20 protein-coding genes and 1 other RNA gene are annotated in these 20,074 nt (G+C 54.6%); 12 read left to right on the top strand and 9 right to left on the bottom strand.

What is annotated here, in order from left to right; genetic code table 11:
* Positions 1–242 precede the first annotated feature (242 nt).
* Entirely contained in the window at positions 243–1,931 is a 1,689-nt protein-coding gene (locus LG297_RS00475) for an EAL domain-containing protein (RefSeq protein WP_404424065.1), read from the bottom strand.
* Between the two features lie 389 nt (positions 1,932–2,320).
* On the opposite strand from LG297_RS00475, the gene LG297_RS00470 reads away from it, so the two are divergent.
* The 3 genes from LG297_RS00470 to dapE all read left to right on the top strand — a co-directional run bounded on the left by LG297_RS00470 (position 2,321) and on the right by dapE (position 5,334).
* Complete coding sequence (locus tag LG297_RS00470) at positions 2,321–3,019, top strand: pyrimidine 5'-nucleotidase (RefSeq protein WP_404424063.1); 699 nt, start codon at positions 2,321–2,323, stop codon at positions 3,017–3,019.
* Between the two features lie 180 nt (positions 3,020–3,199).
* Entirely contained in the window at positions 3,200–4,045 is an 846-nt protein-coding gene (gene dapD / locus LG297_RS00465; protein ID WP_404424061.1) for a 2,3,4,5-tetrahydropyridine-2,6-dicarboxylate N-succinyltransferase, read from the top strand.
* Positions 4,046–4,191: 146 nt separating this feature from the next.
* Positions 4,192–5,334 (top strand): succinyl-diaminopimelate desuccinylase, encoded by a 1,143-nt coding sequence (gene dapE, locus LG297_RS00460; protein ID WP_404424059.1) that lies wholly within the window; start codon positions 4,192–4,194, stop codon positions 5,332–5,334.
* On the opposite strand, the gene LG297_RS00455 is transcribed toward dapE, so the two are convergent.
* Entirely contained in the window at positions 5,298–6,011 is a 714-nt protein-coding gene (locus tag LG297_RS00455; protein WP_404424057.1) for a TetR/AcrR family transcriptional regulator, read from the bottom strand. The genes dapE and LG297_RS00455 overlap by 37 nt on opposite strands.
* Before the next feature lie 157 nt (positions 6,012–6,168).
* Here LG297_RS00455 and LG297_RS00450 point away from each other — a divergent pair, with 157 nt between their 5' ends.
* Positions 6,169–6,837 carry a glutathione S-transferase family protein gene (locus LG297_RS00450; protein WP_404424055.1) on the top strand — a complete coding sequence of 223 codons (669 nt, stop codon included), beginning with the start codon at positions 6,169–6,171 and terminating at the stop codon, positions 6,835–6,837.
* 134 nt (positions 6,838–6,971) lie between these two features.
* Here the strand turns inward: LG297_RS00450 and LG297_RS00445 are convergent, their stop codons facing one another.
* Positions 6,972–7,580: a glutathione S-transferase family protein gene (locus LG297_RS00445; protein ID WP_404424053.1), complete on the bottom strand. Its 609-nt coding sequence runs from the start codon at positions 7,578–7,580 to the stop codon at positions 6,972–6,974.
* Between LG297_RS00445 and LG297_RS00440 the strand changes: the two genes are divergently transcribed.
* From LG297_RS00440 to LG297_RS00425, 4 genes are all read left to right on the top strand, one after another.
* Positions 7,569–7,694: a hypothetical protein gene (locus LG297_RS00440; RefSeq protein ID WP_404424051.1), complete on the top strand. Its 126-nt coding sequence runs from the start codon at positions 7,569–7,571 to the stop codon at positions 7,692–7,694. The two genes, LG297_RS00445 and LG297_RS00440, sit on opposite strands and share 12 nt — an antisense overlap.
* A 27-nt stretch (positions 7,695–7,721) precedes the next feature.
* Positions 7,722–8,603, top strand: coding sequence for a LysR family transcriptional regulator (locus LG297_RS00435; protein ID WP_404424049.1), 882 nt, complete (start codon positions 7,722–7,724; stop codon positions 8,601–8,603).
* A 45-nt stretch (positions 8,604–8,648) separates the two neighbouring features.
* The gene (locus LG297_RS00430; protein ID WP_404424047.1) at positions 8,649–9,236 is read left to right on the top strand and encodes a YdeI family protein; all 588 of its coding nucleotides are present in this window, start codon (positions 8,649–8,651) and stop codon (positions 9,234–9,236) included.
* Positions 9,237–9,317: 81 nt separating this feature from the next.
* Complete coding sequence (locus tag LG297_RS00425) at positions 9,318–9,683, top strand: DUF1636 family protein (RefSeq protein WP_404424046.1); 366 nt, start codon at positions 9,318–9,320, stop codon at positions 9,681–9,683.
* Positions 9,684–9,717: 34 nt separating this feature from the next.
* On the opposite strand, the gene LG297_RS00420 is transcribed toward LG297_RS00425, so the two are convergent.
* Both LG297_RS00420 and nudC read right to left on the bottom strand, forming a co-directional pair.
* Positions 9,718–10,518: a substrate-binding periplasmic protein gene (locus LG297_RS00420; RefSeq protein ID WP_404424044.1), complete on the bottom strand. Its 801-nt coding sequence runs from the start codon at positions 10,516–10,518 to the stop codon at positions 9,718–9,720.
* Positions 10,519–10,596: 78 nt separating this feature from the next.
* On the bottom strand, positions 10,597–11,523 hold the full coding sequence (gene nudC, locus LG297_RS00415; RefSeq protein ID WP_404424042.1) for an NAD(+) diphosphatase: 927 nt from the start codon (positions 11,521–11,523) through the stop codon (positions 10,597–10,599).
* Positions 11,524–11,719: 196 nt separating this feature from the next.
* Here nudC and ffs point away from each other — a divergent pair.
* From ffs to recR, 4 genes are all read left to right on the top strand, one after another.
* An RNA gene (gene ffs / locus LG297_RS00410) (signal recognition particle sRNA small type) lies at positions 11,720–11,814 on the top strand.
* 155 nt (positions 11,815–11,969) lie between these two features.
* Entirely contained in the window at positions 11,970–13,874 is a 1,905-nt protein-coding gene (locus LG297_RS00405) for a DNA polymerase III subunit gamma/tau (protein ID WP_404424040.1), read from the top strand.
* Positions 13,871–14,194, top strand: coding sequence for a YbaB/EbfC family nucleoid-associated protein (locus LG297_RS00400; protein ID WP_007091823.1), 324 nt, complete (start codon positions 13,871–13,873; stop codon positions 14,192–14,194). Before LG297_RS00405 ends, LG297_RS00400 begins: the two co-directional genes overlap by 4 nt.
* 127 nt (positions 14,195–14,321) lie before the next feature.
* Complete coding sequence (recR, locus tag LG297_RS00395) at positions 14,322–14,915, top strand: recombination mediator RecR (protein WP_404424037.1); 594 nt, start codon at positions 14,322–14,324, stop codon at positions 14,913–14,915.
* Positions 14,916–16,110: 1,195 nt separating this feature from the next.
* Here the strand turns inward: recR and LG297_RS00390 are convergent.
* The 4 genes from LG297_RS00390 to LG297_RS00375 form a co-directional block, all read right to left on the bottom strand.
* The gene (locus LG297_RS00390; RefSeq protein ID WP_404424035.1) at positions 16,111–16,560 is read right to left on the bottom strand and encodes a type II 3-dehydroquinate dehydratase; all 450 of its coding nucleotides are present in this window, start codon (positions 16,558–16,560) and stop codon (positions 16,111–16,113) included.
* A gap of 27 nt (positions 16,561–16,587) precedes the next feature.
* Positions 16,588–18,471 carry a bifunctional sugar phosphate isomerase/epimerase/4-hydroxyphenylpyruvate dioxygenase family protein gene (locus LG297_RS00385; RefSeq protein WP_404424033.1) on the bottom strand — a complete coding sequence of 628 codons (1,884 nt, stop codon included), beginning with the start codon at positions 18,469–18,471 and terminating at the stop codon, positions 16,588–16,590.
* Positions 18,472–18,557: 86 nt separating this feature from the next.
* A complete protein-coding gene (locus tag LG297_RS00380; RefSeq protein WP_404424031.1) occupies positions 18,558–19,208 on the bottom strand; it encodes a GntR family transcriptional regulator in 651 nt (216 codons plus the stop codon).
* An 11-nt stretch (positions 19,209–19,219) separates the two neighbouring features.
* Entirely contained in the window at positions 19,220–20,068 is an 849-nt protein-coding gene (locus LG297_RS00375) for a shikimate dehydrogenase family protein (RefSeq protein ID WP_404424029.1), read from the bottom strand.
* Positions 20,069–20,074: the final 6 nt, after the last annotated feature.

The raw sequence follows: 20,074 nt of genomic DNA, 5'->3' as shown, positions 1-20,074 counted from the left end.
GCGATCTCCTATATGGAAGAATGGAACTGACATACCTGCCAACCGACCAAAACGGGCCGGTATCCATATCCACGCGTACAGGCGATAAAACTGGCGGTGCTTCTGTTGTTTTTTTTCGACGATTGCCGGTTCCGCCCGAAAAACAGCGGTTTCTTGCGATTTCAGGGCAAAACTATTTTCATGATTGATACAAAAAAGACCGCCCGAATGGCGGTCTTTACAGGCATTTATGCAAGGTATTTCTAATGGCGTTTGCGCTCGTGAACATGACGCCAGTAAAGTGTGATGTCCTTCTCGGGTTTCCCAAAAAGATACCCTTGCGCATAGTCAAAGCCGACCTTGGTCACCATTTCGCGCATCGCATCAGTTTCAATCATTTCTGCCACGACCTCGACCTTAAGCTCGTGACAAAGATCGACCAGCGACTTCATAAAGGCACGACCCTTTGAAGACTTCATAGACTGACGGATCGATTCCCCGTCGATCTTGACGTAATCGACATCCATTGCGCTGAGATAGCGGAAATTCGATGCCCCGGTGCCAAAATCGTCCAGGCAAATCTCGACCCCGAAATCACGGAACCGCGTGATCCAGATCGACGCCGTATCGATATCGGTGATTTCGGCGGTTTCAGTAATTTCGATCATCAATTGCCCCATTGAATCGCGATTGCGTTCAAACAGCGCAATTACTGACCGGCAGAAATCCGGATTTTCGATGCTGTGCCCTGAAACATTCACCGCCACGCGGGCATCAATACCTTCATCCAACTGATTACGGATCCATTTCAGTGTCCGGCGCATCATCGCCAGATCGAGCCTGTGGATCATGTTGACCTGTTCGGCAAAGGTGATCAGGCGATCTGTCGGGATCAGCTTGCCATCATCATCATAAAAGCGGGCAAGCACCTCGAAATGATGGATTTCGGCGGATGGTAGTCGCACGATTGGCTGATAAACCGCGTCGAATTTCAGCCGGTCGACCCGCATGCCGAAATCACGCATCGCGGAAAATGTATCATTCACCAGATTAGGTGTTTGCCCGATCAAACGCGAAAATGTAAACCCGTGCTCCTGCCGGTCGCAGAAGCGGCGGATCGAATACAACACCCCGCGCGCCAGATCGCCCGGCGGGATCATTTCGGCGGTAAAATCGGTAACGGATGTCGAAATGTCGACACCCTGGCCCGACGGGTCGGCATCCCGTGCACAATCGGCAATCCGGTTTTCAAGTTCTCCGACCGGCACATCCGACCGGTGCAACATGCCAAACTGATTGCCGTTAAGGCGGCCCGCGGTATCCCCGGCAACGGAATGCGCGCGCAGGAACGCCCCGATATTGGCAAGCATTTCATCGCGTTCGATCTGTTCCATGCGCTTGCATAACGGATCAAACGCGTTCAGCGTCATCAGGGTGAATTTGTGTTCGGCACCGGTTTCACGTTGCGCCATCAGGCGTTCAGTCACGACGCGCGACAGACTTTCCTCGTCCATCAGGCCGGTTGCATTGTCGCGTCTGATCGACCTCGCCACGTCGTGCGGCAAGGTATTGACCGCAATACGCAGGGCGACAAAAAAATGATCGCCAAGATCGGGCAGGAAATAGCCGCTCATGGAAACCGGTGCGCTTAACTGTTCATCCGGGCGGATAAAGCGGACCTGAATATTATCCATGCGACCGCGACGGCGCGCAACATGGAGCATTTCCTGAACCAGTGGCCGGAACTGCGGTGCCAGAACCGATTGCAGTGTATGGCCTTCAATATCGGCGGCCGACCGGCCAATCATGCCATCAGCCGCGCCGGATGCGAACACGATCCGAAGGTCGTCATCCAGTTCTAGCAAAAGATCGCCCCAGACAAACGCAAGCGCAGCGAAACGATTACGCTCGTTCCGGAGTGCCGTTGTCCGACTTTTGAGAAGCTTTTCCAAAGGGCCCTCTCGCGCTGCCTCGAAATCTTTGCATCATCCTGCCCCTATTCAGGAAGACGGATTTTCCTATCATCTGCACGGGCACTCTTAATAAGGCCTTTACAGCAGCGACAGATTTCCACCTCGGCGAATACATTTCCAGGTGCGCATGCTCCGAAAACAGAAACATTCCCCTTGGCACCGTTACTTTCCAAACTCAAATTGAATATATCTTTGTTCGGGTTGCACTTTTTAAACCCCTATCTGGAATAATTCGAGATCTGAATAGTTGCAAAAACCGCATATCTACAATGCTGCACTGCAAAAATCTGACTTGGCCTTTGCAGGAAGCCGGTAATCTCATAAAAGAACATCCAAAATTCCGCTGTACACAACCGGATTGATCCAATATGTCCCCGACCGTTTCTGCCACTGCTGTCATCCCGCGTATTGCACCGGACAATGTCCTGATCTTTGATCTCGACAACACGCTGTATCCGTCGGCATGCGACCTGTTTTCCCAGGTATCCAATCTAATCGGGCAGTATGTGCGTGACGCCTTATGCCTTCCGGCAGACGAAGCTTATGTCATCCAGAAAAGCTATTTTCACCGCTATGGCACGACACTGCGCGGTCTGATGACCGAACATGACATCGATCCGGCGGATTATCTGAACAAGGTACACAATATCGATCTGTCGGTGGTCGATCCCGCACCAGACCTAGCTGCGGCCCTTGATGCGCTGCCGTGCCGCAAGGTGATTTTCACCAATGCATCGCGCGGGCACGCTGAACGGGTAATGGATCGCCTTGGCATTTCCAGCCATTTCGAAACCATCTTTGACATTGTCGATGCGGATTATATCCCTAAACCGGAACGCCAGCCTTATGACCGGTTGCTTGCGCGTGATGCGATTGATCCGACACGCGCGATCTATTTCGAAGACATGGCCAAAAACCTGCTTCCGGCAAAAGACATGGGCATGACCACCGTCTGGATCCATACCGACGAGGCATGGGCGCAGGTCGGTCGTGATGATCCCCGGATTGATCATGAAACCGACAATCTGGTGGATTTCCTGCGCAAATTGGGTAACGGCTCTGCGTAAAAGACTTGACCGTACAAATTTGTCACGGTTCCAAGATTGAGCTTCGCCTCCTTATCGGGTAATTCTTGCGCGGGTCAGAATCAGGGAACCCTACGTAAACTGGCGGAGTTGACTTCACAACAGGCTTTGACCATTCTCCGCCCGACATGAAATTATGGCTGACCGCAAGGACTTCTGAAAATGGACAGAACAGAACTTGAAGGCGTGATCAACGTCGCATGGGAAAATCGCGACGAAATCGGCTCCGCCACCCAGGGTGAAATCCGCAAGGCCGTCGACCAGACGCTTTCCGCACTTGATAGCGGTAAACTGCGTGTTGCCGAAAAGACCGACGGCAAGTGGATTGTCAATCAGTGGGCCAAGAAGGCGGTTCTTCTGTCCTTCCGTCTCAATGACATGACCACAATTTCCGGCGGACCGGGCGAAAACACCAACTGGTGGGACAAGGTCCCGTCGAAATTCGAAGGCTGGGGCGAAGCCGAGTTCAAAAATGCCGGTTTCCGCGCTGTACCGGGCAGCATCGTGCGCCGTTCGGCCTATGTCGCACCGGGTACCGTGCTGATGCCAAGCTTTGTGAACCTTGGTGCCTATGTCGATACCGGCGTTATGGTTGATACTTGGGCAACAGTCGGCTCCTGCGCACAGATCGGCAAGAACGTTCATCTGTCGGGTGGTGCAGGTATCGGCGGTGTGCTTGAACCCCTGCAGGCCGGTCCGGTCATCATCGAAGACAACGCCTTTATCGGTGCCCGTTCGGAAATCGTCGAAGGTGTGATCGTCGAAGAAGGTGCCGTGATTTCGATGGGTGTGTTTATCGGCGCATCAACCAAGATCATCGACCGCACCACCGGCGAGACTTTTGTTGGCCGCGTTCCGGCCTATTCGGTTGTGGTTCCGGGCAGCATTCCGGGCAAACCGTTGCCCGATGGCAAGCCTGGGCCGAGCCTGTATTGCGCGGTCATCATCAAACGTGTGGATGAAAAAACCCGCTCGAAAACCTCAATCAATGAATTGCTGCGTGACTGATTTCTGTCACCCGATTTGCCAATGATCTATAAGGGGCGAAGCGGCATACCGTTTTGCCCCTTTTTTGCTCGTTAAATGTTTCAGGCGAAACATTGATAATGGGATGTAAATCCCGGTCCATCATCACGAAGCCAAGAGAATATCAAATGTCCGCCGCCCTTGACCTTGCCCAATCCCTGATCCGCTGCCCGTCCGTCACCCCTGCCGACGCCGGGGCCCTTGATGTGTTGCAGACAGCGCTCGAAGCACGCGGCTTTGACTGCAAGCGCAAGGTTTTCCAAGAAGACGGCTGGGCCAGCATCGATAACCTTTATGCACGACTGGGTACCAAGGGACGCAATTTCTGTTTTGCCGGACATACAGATGTGGTTCCGGCTGGCGATGCCGCAGCCTGGACGGTTGATCCGTTTGGTGGTGAAATAAAGGATGGCCGTCTGTTCGGGCGCGGATCAGTCGACATGAAAACCGGCATTGCCTGCTTCGTTGAAGCCGTGGACAATTTTCTGGCGGCGCGTCCTGATTTTGATGAAAGTATCAGTTTCCTCATCACCGGCGACGAAGAAGCCGATGCGGTGAACGGCACGATCAAGCTTCTCGACTGGTGCGACAAGCATGGTGAGAAATTCGACGTCTGCCTTGTCGGAGAGCCGACCAACCCGAAATATCTGGGCGAGATGATGAAAGTAGGCCGCCGAGGATCGATCACCGGCTGGCTGACGATCTATGGTGCACAGGGGCACGTCGCATACCCGCATCTGGCAGATAATCCGGTGCCGCGCATGCTGCGCGTTCTGAACGCCCTAACCACCCATGAGCTTGATGCCGGCACCCCGCATTTCCAGCCCAGCAATCTGGAAGTCACGACGGTCGATGCCGGTAACCCGGCAACTAATGTTGTTCCGGCCAAGGTCAGTGCAGCGTTCAATATCCGTTTCAACGACCTGCATCAGGGTGTCGATCTTGAAAAATGGATCCGCGAAACCTGCGCGGAACACGCCGGGGCGCATGACCTGAAAGTCAAAATTTCCGGCGAGGCGTTTGTGTCCGAACCCGCCACCCTGGCAAAGCTGATTTCCGATGCTTCGGAAAAGGTGACTGGCCATCGCCCGGAAATGAGTACCACTGGCGGCACATCGGATGCGCGCTTTATCCATAAATATTGCGAAGTTGCCGAATTCGGGCTGGTCGGGCAAAGCATGCACAAGGTCGATGAACACGCCATGCTCGATGACATCAAAAATCTGGTCGCGATTTACGCCGATGTTCTGGATGGCTTCTTTGCAAAATAGGTCGGCGTCGTTTCTACATTTTCAGGTGAGACCTTAAGCTTCGGCAGGGATTTTCGCACGGAATTCAGGATCAACTCGGCGGTTTCGTCATCGACTGCCCGGCCAAGCACTATCGCCCCAACCATCATCGACAGCATCGCGGTTGCATTGATGCGATGTTCCTTGCCGATTTCATCAAGCGGCGGGTTTTCAAACCAGGCATCGGCTTCTTCGCGGGTCATCGGTGCCATGCCCCGTTCCTCAAGGGCCAGTTTCCCGGCAAGCTTGCCGCATGCCCCGCGGATGACCTTGGAAAAAGCCTTCTGCGCCCGTTCGCCCGAACGGGCAACTTCGGTTGAAAGTGTTGGTAACGCACATCCCTTGCCAGGGTGATGCAAGTGCTGGCTCGACAGATAAAGTTCGGCAAAGGCGGCTGTCCAATCAAGGCCGAATTTTTCGGCCTTGCGCAAGCGCGACAAGATCGGCTCACCAAGAAGATCAATGCCGCTTTCGACCGTGGCGACAAACAGATCTTCCTTGTTCCTGAAATGTGCATAAAACCCGCCGCGCGTAAGCCCGGCATCCGCCATCACCTGATCGATGGTCACATTTTCATAGCCGACCGTTTTGAAAAGCTTCGCCGCCGAGCGGATGATTTTTTGCCGCGTCTTTGGCTTGTGGTCCGGGCTGTAAGGCATGCTTTGACTCTGATTGGTGTGGTTCGAAACAAGGCTCTCACATTTTCATAATATGTTCTTGAACATATTATGAGGTCCGCAATCCTGTTGGCAAGTTTCGCGTGTCAAAACCCTGTTTCGGTTTCATGCGCGCATCACAGATGCAAAGGATTTTGCGATGTCCGAGGTGATTATTTACGGCATGCCCCGCAGCAGCCTTTCGCGCACCGTCCGGATTGCCTGTATCGAGAAAGGGATTTCGTTCGAGTTCCGTACCAAGGGCATTCAGAAACCCGGTTCATCGCCTACGCACGAATTGCTGCGCTTCAATCCGTTTGGCAAGGTGCCGGTTTTGGTCCATGGCAGTCTGGTACTGTACGAAGCAGCCGCGATCTGCCGATATATTGACGATGCCTTTGACGGACCGCTGTTGCGCCCCGTGCGTCATGACAAGGTCGCGCATATGGAACAATGGATCAGTGTCGCGCTTACCCGGCTTGATCCGCATATCCTGCGGCAATTTGTCATCCCGATGGTCTTTGCCGATGAAGAACAGCGCAACGATCCGGGCTTTGCCATACGCATGAGCCGCATGGGCGGGCTGATTGCCGGCGACCTCAAGGTGCTTGATCCGCATTATGCCGATGGCTGGTTGTTCGGCCCGCGTTTTACCATCCCCGATATGCTGATCATGCCGATGATCCAGTATCTGAAAGCGATGCCGGGCGGGCCGGAAATCCTCTCCGAAGTTCCGAACGTAAATGCCGCTTTCAACAATTTTCAGGCGCGCCATTCAGCTGCGGCAACCGATCCGTTATTGCCCGACCGGATTTTGCGGTCGGCATAGGGACACCTAGCCATCTTTTTCTTTTCACCGATGCGCTACCTGGATCGCGCATCGATTCTTGCAGCCGCCCCGATCAGGATGCCCCAATATGCCTTCCGATGACGGGGCGGCTGTTTTTCCTTCTGCGGATGGAATCAGGGCTTCCACGTGATCGGAACATATCCCGGCAGGGCCGCAATGCGGTCAAGCCATGCAAGGATGCCCGGATAGACCGACAGATCAATGTCGCCCTCTTCGGCAACGTGGGTGTAGGCGTAAAGGGATATATCGGCGATGGTCAAGGTATCGCCTACCAGCCAGTTATGCCCCGACAGTCGTTTTTCCATAAGATCGAGCGCCTTTTTTGCGCCCGCGCGCTTCATCGGTACGAGAATATCGGCATGTTCGGGCATGCCCTTGACCCCGACCCATGACCGCAAAACGGCAATCGTCGGTTCGTGATCATATTGTTCAAAGAACAGCCATTGCATGACCTCGGTGCGTTCCCACGCATCGGTCGGCAAATAGGGTGTTCCTTCGGAAAGGTGGATCAGGATCGCGTTGCTTTCGACAAGAACCCGGCCATCATCAAATTCCAGTGCAGGGATTTTGCCATTGGCATTGATCCGCGACAGAAATTCGGGCGTGCGGGTTTCACCCTTGGTGATGTCATGCTCGACCAGATCAAACGGTTTGCCGAGAAGGGTTAACAGCAAACGGATTTTGTAACCGTTTCCCGAAGGAAGAAAATCATGAAGGATCATTTCGATATTCCTTTGGCACTTGCAAAACAGCAATGGCCGGCCAGCGCCGATAATTGGTGCTGGCCGGCTGGCAAACAATCGAATAGTTTTGACCAGACAGTTCAAATTTATTGATCATTATTTCTGATCAAAGGATGTTTCATGGATTCCGATCTGCTTCGAAGCTTCGTCGCCTTTGCCGAATGCGGCAGTTTCAACCGTGCAGCCGACCGGATAGGCCGCACCCCATCGGCCTTTTCCATGCAGATGAAACGACTGGAAGATATTGTTGGCAGTACATTGTTTGAACGGGAAGGCCGCAATGTTCTATTGACGGCGGATGGTATCACTTTTGTCGGATATGCAAGGCGTATGCTGTCGCTGCAGGACGAAGCCATGGGAAAGATGCGCGGGCAGGATAGCAGCCGCCCGATCCGGATCGGATGCCCGGATGATTACACCCAGAAAATCCTGCCGGTGGTACTGCGCGCCATACGCAAGACCCATCCCGATGCCAAATTCTTTATTTCCGTCAATCCGACGATATTGCTCCACCGGATGCTGGATCAGGGCGAACTTGATATATCCATCATCAGCCGATCAGAAAAAGGCGAAGAGGGATATTTCCTGCGCCATGAACCCGGTGTCTGGGTTTCGTCGCCGATTCACAGACAACATCTGGCGAACCCGCTATCGCTTGTTCTGCCTGCCGAAGATTGCAAATTCCATGCTTGGGCGATTGATGCCATTTCAAAGGCGGATCGTCCTTTTACCCTGTTTGCAACGACCAGACAGGCGGCATCGTTACTGCATCTGGTGCGTGACGGACTTGGCGTAGCAGCACTTGCCGCGGCAAGTGTCACGGACGAGTTTCAGATACTTGAAAGTCGCGACGGTTTCCCGCCATTGCCCGCAGTCGGTGTGGCCCTGATGCTGTCGGATGCGTCGCATCCGCTGGTGGATCGGCAGCTTGCCGCAACGATCCAGAGTTTTGTCAGCGAATATATCAATGATGACAACTTGACCATCCGCGCGGCGGGCTGATTGAATAAAGAATTGGGGAAGAAGCATCCGTCGGAGTTTCTATAAATGACCAGTTTGACAGCAAAAGTCGATGCCCTTCTGGCTCAGGAAAAATGGCACGAAGAACGCAAAAAACTGCGGTCGATTATCCTTGATTGCGGCCTTGGCGAGGACGTGAAGTGGGGTAATCTGTGTTACACGTGGCAGAATAATAATGTCCTGATGATTTACGGGCTTAAGGAGGATTGCGCGGTAGGATTCTTTAAAGGAGCATTATTGGACGATCCCGAAGGGATACTTGCCAAACCGGGTGAAAATTCGCAGGCCATGCGCCGCATGCATTTCACGTCGGTTCCGGAAATCAACACCAGAGAAGATGTTCTGAAGGCCTTTATCAAGGCTGCGATCGAGGTAGAGAAATCGGGCCTCAAGATCGAATTCGGCGAAAAGGACAGACTTGAACTTCCGGCAGAGCTTTTGAAGAAATTTGCCGAAAATCCCGATTTCGAACGTGCTTTCAATGCGCTGACACCGGGTCGACAACGGGGATACAATCTTCATTTTTCCGGTGCCAAGCAGTCGGCTACACGCACAGCTCGAATCGAAAAATCTGTCCCGCGTATTCTGGACGGGAAGGGTCTTCAGGATCGTTAAGCCTGACAAGATAACTTGACCGGACAAGGCGCAAACTGTTTGGATGCGCAGCCCGCAAACGCCTTAACCATACCGGATGCCATGACCACCAAAGCGCGCCTGAATATCTGTACGACCTGCACTGCGTCCTCGGCCGAGGGAGCAACCGATCCCCGTCATGGCAGGGAACTGTTTGATAAAATGGTCGAAAGCTGTGCGAAGCAGGATATGCCGTTTGATATCAAAGCCATCGAATGCCTGACCAATTGCAAATCTGGCTGTTCGGTTGCACTAAACGGGCCGGGCAAATGGGGATATGTTTATGGCAACCTTGATCCCGGCATGATCGACGATCTCTGCGAACTTGGCCGTCGCTATGCCGCGTCAGATGACGGTATCGTGCCATGGCGCGAACGGCCCGAAAGCCTGCGTCGCAATGTCGTTGCCCGCATTCCTCCACTGGATTGATCGCAATGGTACCGATCATGGGCGTGCCTGCCGACTAACCGGAAAGATCATCGTGCAATTTACGCCAGTTTTCCGCAATATTTCCCGTGGTATGAAGCAGCTTGATCAGTGCGTTATATTCCTCAGCCGGGATTGCTGAATCCCGCGACATCACGGAAACCAGATCATAACTGGAATCGGGTTTTGGCCCGATTATAACCTGCTCGCTCAGTTCCGGATTGTCATTATATTTGCGGGCCAGAAAGCCTGCCGAAACCACTCCGATTTCGCCGTCTCCGGCCAAAAGCCGGTCGAGGACTTCTTCTTCACTGTAAAGCAGCGATATATTGAAATGATCGCGCAAGAAGTCCGGGCTGGAGTTGAATTTGGCAAATCCGTAGTGGAAACCAAGAACACACAGGATTTCGCGACGGGTTATCTGATCAAACCAGCCCGCGTCCGACACATCCTGACGGCGCGCGATGTATAGATCATGTTCGGTCACGATCGGATCGGAAAAAATGACATCTTCATCCCGCCATTCCCAATCCGGGCTTTCAAGCAGAACCATATCAAAGACACCGGTTTCCAGATCGTTGTATCGCCGCCGTGAAGATGTTTCAACCAGTTCAAAAAAATAGGCTGACTGGACAGCATTCAGGGCCGCAACCAGATCCGGTGCAAATCCGACCGGTTTGCCGTCATTGAAAAAATAGACGACACCATATTCATAGGTGCCGACCTTGATGGTGATCGGTTCTTTTGCCTCTGCCGATCCCGAAGATGCCCCAGAGGCAGCAGCGGCCAAACCAACCAGTCCCATCAGGCTGTAAAACCACCGGAACATGCGCTTCATCCGAAGACTAATCCTTTCTCCCGCCTGTTTATGGCAGCAGCAGCGATATCGAGACCGTGCTGCACTGCAATTATTCTTCTATATGCGGCCTTGCCGCCAGTTTTCCAGAAGGTAACGTGCAATAGAAATCGGACGGGGCAGATTGATACCGCGTTCCGGCAAGCTCGCGATATCGTCGCGATGAACCCACATCGCAAATTCGATTTCCTTTTCATCGATCACGATGTCGGTTGTTTCCGCCTCGGCGACGAAGCCAAGCATCAGGGAACCGGGGAAAGGCCATGGCTGGGAGGCAATATAGCGTGCGCGTTTTACCCGAATGCCGACCTCTTCGAATACTTCGCGCGCGACCGCCTGTTCAAGGGTTTCCCCCGGCTCGACAAATCCTGCAAGAACGGAAACGGTGCCGGGCAGAAATTGAGGGGAGCGCGCAAGCAGCACATGATCGTTGTGATGGATCAGCATGATCACCGCCGGATCGGTCCGCGGGAAATGCTGCGTACCGCACGTCGGGTTGGTGCATTGCATACGATAACCGGCTTCCAAAACCTGATTGGGATTGCCGCAAACACCGCAAAAACGGTGTTTCTGATGCCAGTTGAAAATGGCGCGTGCCTGGGCTGCAAGGGCGGCCTCGTCTTCGGAAAGGGCCGCCATACGGCTTCGCATATCGCCAAACCCGCCGCCCAGACGACGCACGGCTTCGTCCCGATCCGTGATCACAGGGGCAACATCGATGGCAATCACCGCCTCGCCACCATGACGACCGATATAAATCCAGTCTGCCTGTTCAATTTCCAAATCAAGATGGGGCAAGGCCGGACCGCCAACCACGACAAGTTCGTGTTCGTTCATATCCTCGGGCCAGGCAAAAAGCGGGTCGCCCCCATGACAAATCAAGATACGAACCGTTTCCTCGGTGAGTAATACTTCGCGCCAGTTTTCCAGTGTCCGCAATCGGGCATCGCGATCCAGATCGGTTGCTTCGTAAAACAGCCTGTCCATATTCCGGGCATTCCTTGTTTGATTCCACCAGAAGCGGGGTCGAGTCCCATGATCAGGATGGCGGATCATCTTATTCGGATAACGGGCACCGACATTAACGCGACCAAACCCGCCGTCAAAGCCACGATCACGCGATTTATCAAAAAATCAAAGCCGGGCCTTGCGTTTTATGGTCCCTTGCGCGATATAGGGGGCGAGAGGCTGGCCGCGGACGGACCGCTCGCCAACCCGGTCAGGACCGGAAGGTAGCAGCCGTAACGAGTTTTTCCGGGTCGCGGTTCAGTCTCTCACCCTTTATATCCCCCCAAAAATCACACGTTTCCGCCATGCTTTGCAGCATCATGCCTGCTATGGAATTTTGTGTGGGAAATTTCCCACTTGGTCTTTCCCATGCGGGGGCGAAGCTGCTAAAACCAAAGCACATTGAAACATGCCGGACCGGATGAATGACGGATCAGATCGACAGCACCGAAACGTCAGCACCAGAAACGCCCGAGGCTGAGGCGCCAGAGCTTGATATGGAACAGGAACCCGCCGCGGCGGCACCCGTCTCTGCGCCTGCCGCAAAGGCCGAAGAAGCGCCCAAAAGCGAATATCAGGTTCTTGCCCGCAAATATCGCCCGAAAACCTTTGACGAGATGATCGGTCACGGGCCGATGGTCAAGACGCTGTCGAACGCGCTTGAAAGCGGTCGTCTGGCGCATGCCTTTGTTCTGACCGGGGTGCGCGGGATCGGTAAAACCACGACCGCCCGTATCATTGCGCGCGCGCTGAACTGCATCGGGCCGGATGGCAAAGGCAATGCCACCATCGAGCCATGCGGTGTTTGCGAACATTGCCGCGCGATTGCCGAAGACCGTCATGTCGACGTTCTGGAAATGGATGCCGCGTCACGTACCGGTGTTGACGATATTCGCGAACTGATCGAAGGCGTTCGTTATCGCCCGACATCTGCCCGCTACAAGATTTACATCATCGACGAAGTGCACATGCTGTCGAAAAGTGCGTTTAACGCGCTTTTGAAAACGCTGGAAGAACCGCCGGAGCATGTGAAATTCATCTTTGCGACCACCGAAATCCGCAAAATTCCGATTACGGTCCTATCGCGTTGCCAGCGTTTTGATTTGCGCCGGGTTCAAACCGACGAACTGGCCGCCCATTACAAACGCATCGCCGACCTTGAACATGCTGATATCGAGGACGAGGCACTTGCCCTGATTGCACGCGCGGCCGATGGATCGGTTCGCGACGGCATGAGCCTTCTGGATCAGGCGATTTCGCATGGCGCAGGCAAAGTCACGACCCAACAGGTCCGCGATATGCTGGGCCTGTCCGACAGGTCGCGGATTTTTGATCTGTTTGATCAGACCATGAAGGGCGAGATCAACGAAGCACTGGAATTGCTCGGCGCGCAATATGCGCTAGGCGGCGATCCGGCGGTGATGTTGCAGGATATGCTTGACCTGACCCATTGGCTGACGCGTGTGAAACTGTCACCCGAGGCGGCAAATGATCCCGGCGTATCGCAGATCGAACGCGACCGCGGCAAGGAAATCGCCGCCAAGCTTGCCATGCCACAATTAACCCGTGCGTGGCAGATGCTGCTTAAAGGGCTGGAAGAAACCCGCATTGCACCAAGTCCGATACAGGCCGCCGAAATGATCCTGATCCGGCTGGCTTATGCCGCGGAAATGCCGCCCCCGGGCGATCTGATCAAGAAACTGCGCAGTGATCTGAATAAATCCGGCAATGCCCCGCAAGGCGGCGGTGGCGGCAATGGTGGTGGCGGACCAGGGCCGCGCATGCAAGTGGTTAATGGCGGCGGTGCTGCGGCAGTTGCCCATGCGCGTCCCGATCCACTGGGTGAACCCGAGCATGCCTCGCAGCAGGCTTATGCGAAATTGCCGGAAACCTTCGCCGAGGTTGCCGAATTGCTGTCGAAAGAGCGGGAAACAACCGCACTTGCGATCCAGCTAAAAAACTATATGCATCTGGTGAAATACGAACCGGGTCGCATTGAATTCCGTCCGGCGCGCGGGGCGCGTGCGGATTTGTCGAGCCAACTAATCAAGACCCTGAACAATCTAACCGGCCATCGCTGGCTGGTGAGTGTTTCGGAACGCGAAGAAGGTGCGCCGACACTCAAGGAACAGGAGCTTGAGGAACTTGAACAGCGCAAGGCGGATGCATCGCTCGATCCGCTGGTCAAGGCGATCCTTGACGGATTACCCAAGGCAAAAATCGTTGCCGTCCATCTGCCGCCGGGACAGGAAGAAACCGGGGAAGAAGGGGACGAAAGCGGTTCCGTATATGATGATGCGTTTTATCTCGAAGGAGACGACGAGCTATGAAGAACCTTGCAGGGATGCTGAAACAGGCCCAGCAAATGCAGTCCAAAATGCAGGAAATGCAGGAAGGACTGGTCGCACTTGAAATCGAAGGCCAGTCCGGTGCGGGCATGGTCAAGGTCATGCTGAACGGCAAGGGCGAAATGCGCGGCCTGAAACTCGACAAAAGCATTGTCGATCCCGAGGACACCGAAGTCCTCGAAGACCTGATCGTTGCCGCCTATAACGATGCCAAGGTCAAGGTCGAAGCCGCCGTTCAGGACAAGATGAAGGACGTCACCGGCGGGCTTAACCTGCCGGAAGGTTTCAAACTGCCGTTCTGATCGGCAGGTCCAATGTCAAATTGCGGTATTGCCGCATAAAGCAAAGGGTGGCATTGCGCCGCCCTTTGTTTTTGGTACAAGCTATCAGAGACACCAATCACAAGATAAACCGCAAGACTGGACCATCATGAACGGACGGGAAATCGAAAATCTGATTAAGCTTCTGTCGCGCCTGCCGGGACTCGGCCCGCGTTCCGCACGACGTGCGGTTATTCAGATGCTTAAAAAACCCGAAACCCTGATGATCCCGTTATCCCACGCACTTGAAGAAACCGCCAATGCCATGACCCACTGTGGGACTTGCGGCAATATCGATGTGGTTGACCCCTGCCATATCTGTGCCGACCGCAATCGCACCCGCGATACAATTTGCGTGGTCGAGGAGGTGCAGGATCTTTGGGCACTCGAACGTGCCGGGGCATTCAAGGGGCAATATCATGTGCTGGGCGGGACGTTATCGCCGCTTGACGGGGTTGGCCCGGATGATCTGCGTATCGACCAGCTGATCGAACGGGCACGCGACGAAGCCGTAACCGAAGTAATCCTTGCGACCAACGCGACCGTTGATGGCCAGACCACCGCACATTACATTACCGAACGGCTGATCGAAACCGGGGTCAAGGTTACACGCCTGGCGCACGGGGTCCCGGTTGGCGGCGAACTTGATTACCTTGATGACGGCACGCTGGCCGCAGCCCTTCGATCACGCAGCGCAGTTTGATCGCAAACCGTTCATGAAAACAGAAAGGCAGCATTCAATGCTGCCTCAGGATATTGATAAATATACCTTTTCGGTCACGCAGAGCATCGACCGGGAACTTTTTCCGGTTTTTCTGAAAAAAGTTCTTGATTTGTTCTTTCGATTGTGGCATAAAGATAAAGTCAACAGGACAAATGGGTCCGGAGACAAAACCCGCAAAGCGTGATCCGCTTTTGCGGGTTTTTGCGTTTCGGGCGGCAAAACAGGAATGAGACGATGACAGGGCAGCGATCTGACGGGATGAAATGGCGGGGGCGACGTCGCCAAAGGAGCATCACTGGCGCATGGAAAAGTCATTACGGCGGTAGTGCGTCCGGGCCGTGAGGCCGTCGGATATTTGCGAAAAACGGGTGTTTATCATGACGGGAGAAATGTGTCCTTGGGGCAAGGGCGTTTGTTCGGGGCAGCGAGAGCCGGGGCGAGGCTGATCTGATTTGGTCCAGTCCGGTCAGTGAAGCGTGACAATGCCGAGAATCAGCGGGCCCGAATTGCGCCCGAATTGGATCGGCACGGGATCGTCTGGTCGGGTTGCCGGGATTGGCTGGCGGGGAGCGGCTGGCAGGATCGGTTGCCAGCGGGCTGGTGGTGCGTTCGGAGATGCCGAAACGTGGGTCATCGATGGCGGGATTTGTGTGCCTGCCATTCGGCAACGTTGTTGCCCTTGGGGTGAGGTGCGTTTTGGGGCAACCGAGAGCGAGCGTCGTTCGGGGCAGCGGGGGCCGTCCGGGGCGTGGTCCGTCCGGTCGGTGGCGTTTGGCGATGCCGGGGGCAGAGGGGTTGGTTGGCTGGCGGGATTGGTTCGAAGATTGACCAAAACCGTCATTCCGGGCGAAGCGCAGCGCAGACCCGGAATCCATGCCCCGTTGAAAGAGACTGGATTCCCGCCGTCGCGGGAATGACGATCTGGTTGGAAGGGCTTTGTCAGCGGTCCGGGGTTGGCTGACGGGGTTGGCTTTGGCGATTGATCAAAATCGTCATTCCGGGCGAGCAGAGCGCAGACCCGGAATCCATACCCTGTTGCAGGAGACGGGATTGCCGCCCCCGCTTTCACGGGGCAGGCTTTGCGGGAATGACGATCAGATCGGGTATGCTTTGTCAGCAGTCTGAGGCAGCATTGAATGCTGCCTTTGTTGTTTCGGACCCGGGCACCATCACCCTATTTGGTCTGCGCAATCTTTTCCGCGGCAAGACGCGTCGCCAGTTCATAGCCATAGGCACCGGCACCCGCCATCACGGCATTGGCAACCGGGCTGATCCAGCTGTGGTGGCGGAATTCTTCACGGGCGTGCGGATTGGAAATATGCAGTTCGATGATATATCCATCGAAGGTTTTCAGCGCGTCATGAATGGCCGCCGATGTATGGGTATAGGCCCCGGCATTGATGATGATCGCCGCCGATTTTTGCCGTGCATCATGGATGAAGTCGACAATGCTGCCTTCATGGTTTGACTGCTCAAACCGGACAGAAACGCCCAATATTTCGGCAAGGGACGTGCATTTATCCGCGATACTTGCCAAGGTGTCATAACCGTATATTTCCGGCTGACGCTGCCCCAGAAGGTTAAGGTTCGGGCCGTTAATGACGAGAATCTCCGCAACACTCATGACGTCGTTATCCCCTGAAATGGTTCGTTATTTCGGTGCCTGACTGCGCCGGTTCATACGGGTCTGTGATGCAAGCCGGATCGGCGCATTGGCCGCACCAAACCCGCGATAATCACGACGTTCAACCAGCTCAAAGAAGAACCGGTTGGCGAAGGTCTTGGTATAGACCTGAAAATACTCGCCGTCATCATCACGATCATAAAGGATGTTGGCAGCTTTCAGTCGATCCAGAAGATCAGGATCAAGCCCAAAGCGCGCCTCGATATCATCATAGTAATTTTCCGGTATCGGCAAAACTTCAACACCATTTTTCCGACAAAAATCAACACTGGCAAAAATATCGCCACTTGAAAGTGCGATATGCTGCACCCCGCTTCCGAAGAACTCGCTTAGGAATTGTGAATGCTGGGTATGGGGGCTTTGCGATCCGTTCAGGATCAACCGCACCCCGCCATCATCACCCTGAACCACCTGACTTTGCACAAGCCCGCCGGGATCGGGCACATCGACCGTTGGCATTTTGCCAAGGTCAAAGATCGACGTGAAATACAGCACCCAAGTCAGCATTTCCTCGTACTGCATCGAATAGGACACATGATCGACCGATTTCAGGTTGGCATCATGTGCCGGTTTGCCTACCGGTTCCGATGCTTCGAATTCGACATCCCAGATACGCGCCAGTTCGCTTTGATCATCAAGGAAATAGACCAGACTGCCGCCCACACCACGGATGGCAGGCATTTCGATCTCGCCCGCCCCCACCGGCTGAGTAAAGGGCGAGGCCAGCAACGATTGCGCACGCTTAAGAGATGCACCGGCATCATCGACCTTGAGCCCCACCGCACAAACCGACGGGCCATGCACGATGTTATAGGAATGCGCAAATCCGTCCTTGTCGCAATTGATGACAAGATTGATATTGCCCTGCTTCCACCAAGTTACGGCCTTGGATTTGTGGCTGCCGCGTTTTTCAAAGCCAAGCCCGGCAAACAGGGCCGCAAGTTTTTCGGCATTTTCTTCCTCGACTGCAAATTCGATGAATTCGACGTTGCGTGCATGGGCCTTGGGCGGAAGGGCCGCTGCCTTTTCCCCGACTTTTACGCCTTCGACCCCATCGCCAAGATAAATCAGTGAACGCAACCCATCCTTGGCGACGTTTTTGGTCGAGCTTGAGCGGAACTGATCGTTGAAAATTTCAAGCGACAGCGGGCCGTCATACCCGGTGCGGGCCAGATTGCGCATGAATTCATCAAGGGGAAAGTCACCCTGCCCCGGGAAGCACCTGAAATGGCGGCTCCATGAAAGCGGGTCCATTTCAAGGATCGGCGCATCAGCGACCTGCACCAGGAAAATCCTGTCGCCAGGTATTGATGCAATCGCATCAAGCGGCACTTTGCGCGCCATAATGTGGAAGGTGTCAAGCACCAGACCAACATTGGGGTGATTGGCGCGCCGGACGACTTCCCAGCTATCACGATAGTCGCTGATATGCTTGCCCCATGACAGGGCTTCGAACGCAATGCGAAGGCCACGCTTTGCCGCCCGGTCGCCAAGCTCGGCCAGATCCTTTGCCGCACGATCCAATCCGCCAAGTGAATGCGGCGATACGTTCGAGCAAACCATCAGAAGATCTGTCCCCAGTTCTTCCATCAGATCGAACTTGCGTTCGGCACGTTCGAACGCACGGGTACGCTGGGGTTCGGGCATGCCTTCGAAATCGCGGAACGGCTGGAATGTCACCAGTTTCAAACCAAGGTCACGAATGGTTTTGCCGACATCCTCGGGGGAACCGTCAAAGGTCAGCAGGTCATTTTCAAAAATCTCGACCCCGTCAAAGCCGGCGGCGGCAATGGCATCGAGTTTTTCCTGAAGATCCCCCGATAGCGAAACGGTGGCGATGGAAGTCAGCATTTTATCCCTCCGGGATGGTCGTGTGGCGCATCGGCACCGTCGCGCGGAAGGACTTCCGGGCACGTTGCCCGGCAGGATCGGTTTGATCAGTCCTGCGAACGACGCCGATAGGTTTCGATATGATCGGTCAGTTTTGCCAGTGCGGCAGTTTTGTCGCGTGCCAGTGCCAGGTCACAGATGCTGCGATGTTCATCAATGATGTCTTCGGCCCGGAAGCCATGCGTTTTCAGCTCGATCACCACGTAACGGCGGAACTGGTCAAAGATTTCACGATGCATCCGCATATGCAGATCCGATCCGCAGGCCGAAATCAGGGCCTGATGAAATTCGCGGTCATACTGGCTCCAGCGAACGGTAAGTTCGCGGCTGTCTTCGGTCAGCATGCGTTTTTCGATGGTGGAAAGTTTGTGATGGGCGGCGGCAACCCGGCCTTCCCATTCAACGTCCCCGGCATCTATTGATTTCGAAAGCCCGTTGGTTTCAAGCAGCAACCGCATCGCGGTCAGTTCCTTGAAATTCGAGGGCGACGTTTCGACAACCCGAAAGCCTTTCTGCCCCTCGACAAAAACAAAGCCCGACGCAACAAGACGGTTCAATACCTCGCGCAGGGTATTCACCCCGGCACTATAACGGTCGCGTAAAGCGTCCAGCTTAAGCTTCACCCCCGGCTGGAGTTCGCCATACAGGATGTCATCGCGAATTTCGTTATAAACCGTCTCGGCAACTGTGCTGCTCATGGACTTTCCCCTTACCCCGTCAATGCCTCGGGATAGGCATTGAAATATTCGATCCGGGCGGCATTACTGTCGATCTGCGTGCCACTGAAAACCTCGAACGCTTCAATACCCTGAAAAAAGAACAGCTCAAAGCCGGTCATGACAGAAAGCCCGGCCTTTCGCGCGGAATGAAGGAACGCCGTTTCAACCGGTGTATAAACCGCATCAAATGCCCATTTCTGCCCACCGAGCAATTGCGCATCAAACGGACTACCCGGATACTGGTTCATGCCGACCGGGGTACAATTGATCAAGCCATCCGCATCCCGGATAGCATCGGAAAGATCGGCTTCCGCGACAAAGGCAACGTTGGCCCCGCCAGTCTCAAGGGTCGCAGCCAGCGCATGGCCGCGATCCGTATCCTTGTCATGAATAAGGACACGATCCGCACCAAGCCCGTGCAACCCGAATGCCGTGGCAAGGCCAACACCGCCCGCCCCCATCTGCAGCACCGTTCCCGGTGCCTGATCGCCAAATTGCCCGCGATAGCCGCGCATGAAACCGACATAGTCGGTATTGTCCCCGCGCCAGCCATCTTCGCGGAACACCACCGTGTTCACCGCACCAAGGGCTTCGGGGAGACGTTTGCGACGCTGGATGAGCTTGCGGGCCTCGGTTTTGAAGGGATGGGTAACATTCACACCGGCATAACCGGCATTGGCACAGGATGTAAGTTGCCCGATCAGATCGAAATCGGCGATCTTTTCACTGTCGAGATAGTCATAGGTCACATCAATTTCGTTCATCCGGCCAAGCAGGACATGCAGTCTGGCAGACTGGCTGCGCGATATGCCTTTACCGATAAGACCAAGTTTCAACATGGGGCG

Origin of the sequence: Thalassospira australica, assembly GCF_044790785.1 — a bacterium.
Lineage (GTDB): Bacteria > Pseudomonadota > Alphaproteobacteria > Rhodospirillales > Thalassospiraceae > Thalassospira > Thalassospira australica_A.
This window is presented reverse-complemented; position numbering and strand designations above follow the sequence as displayed.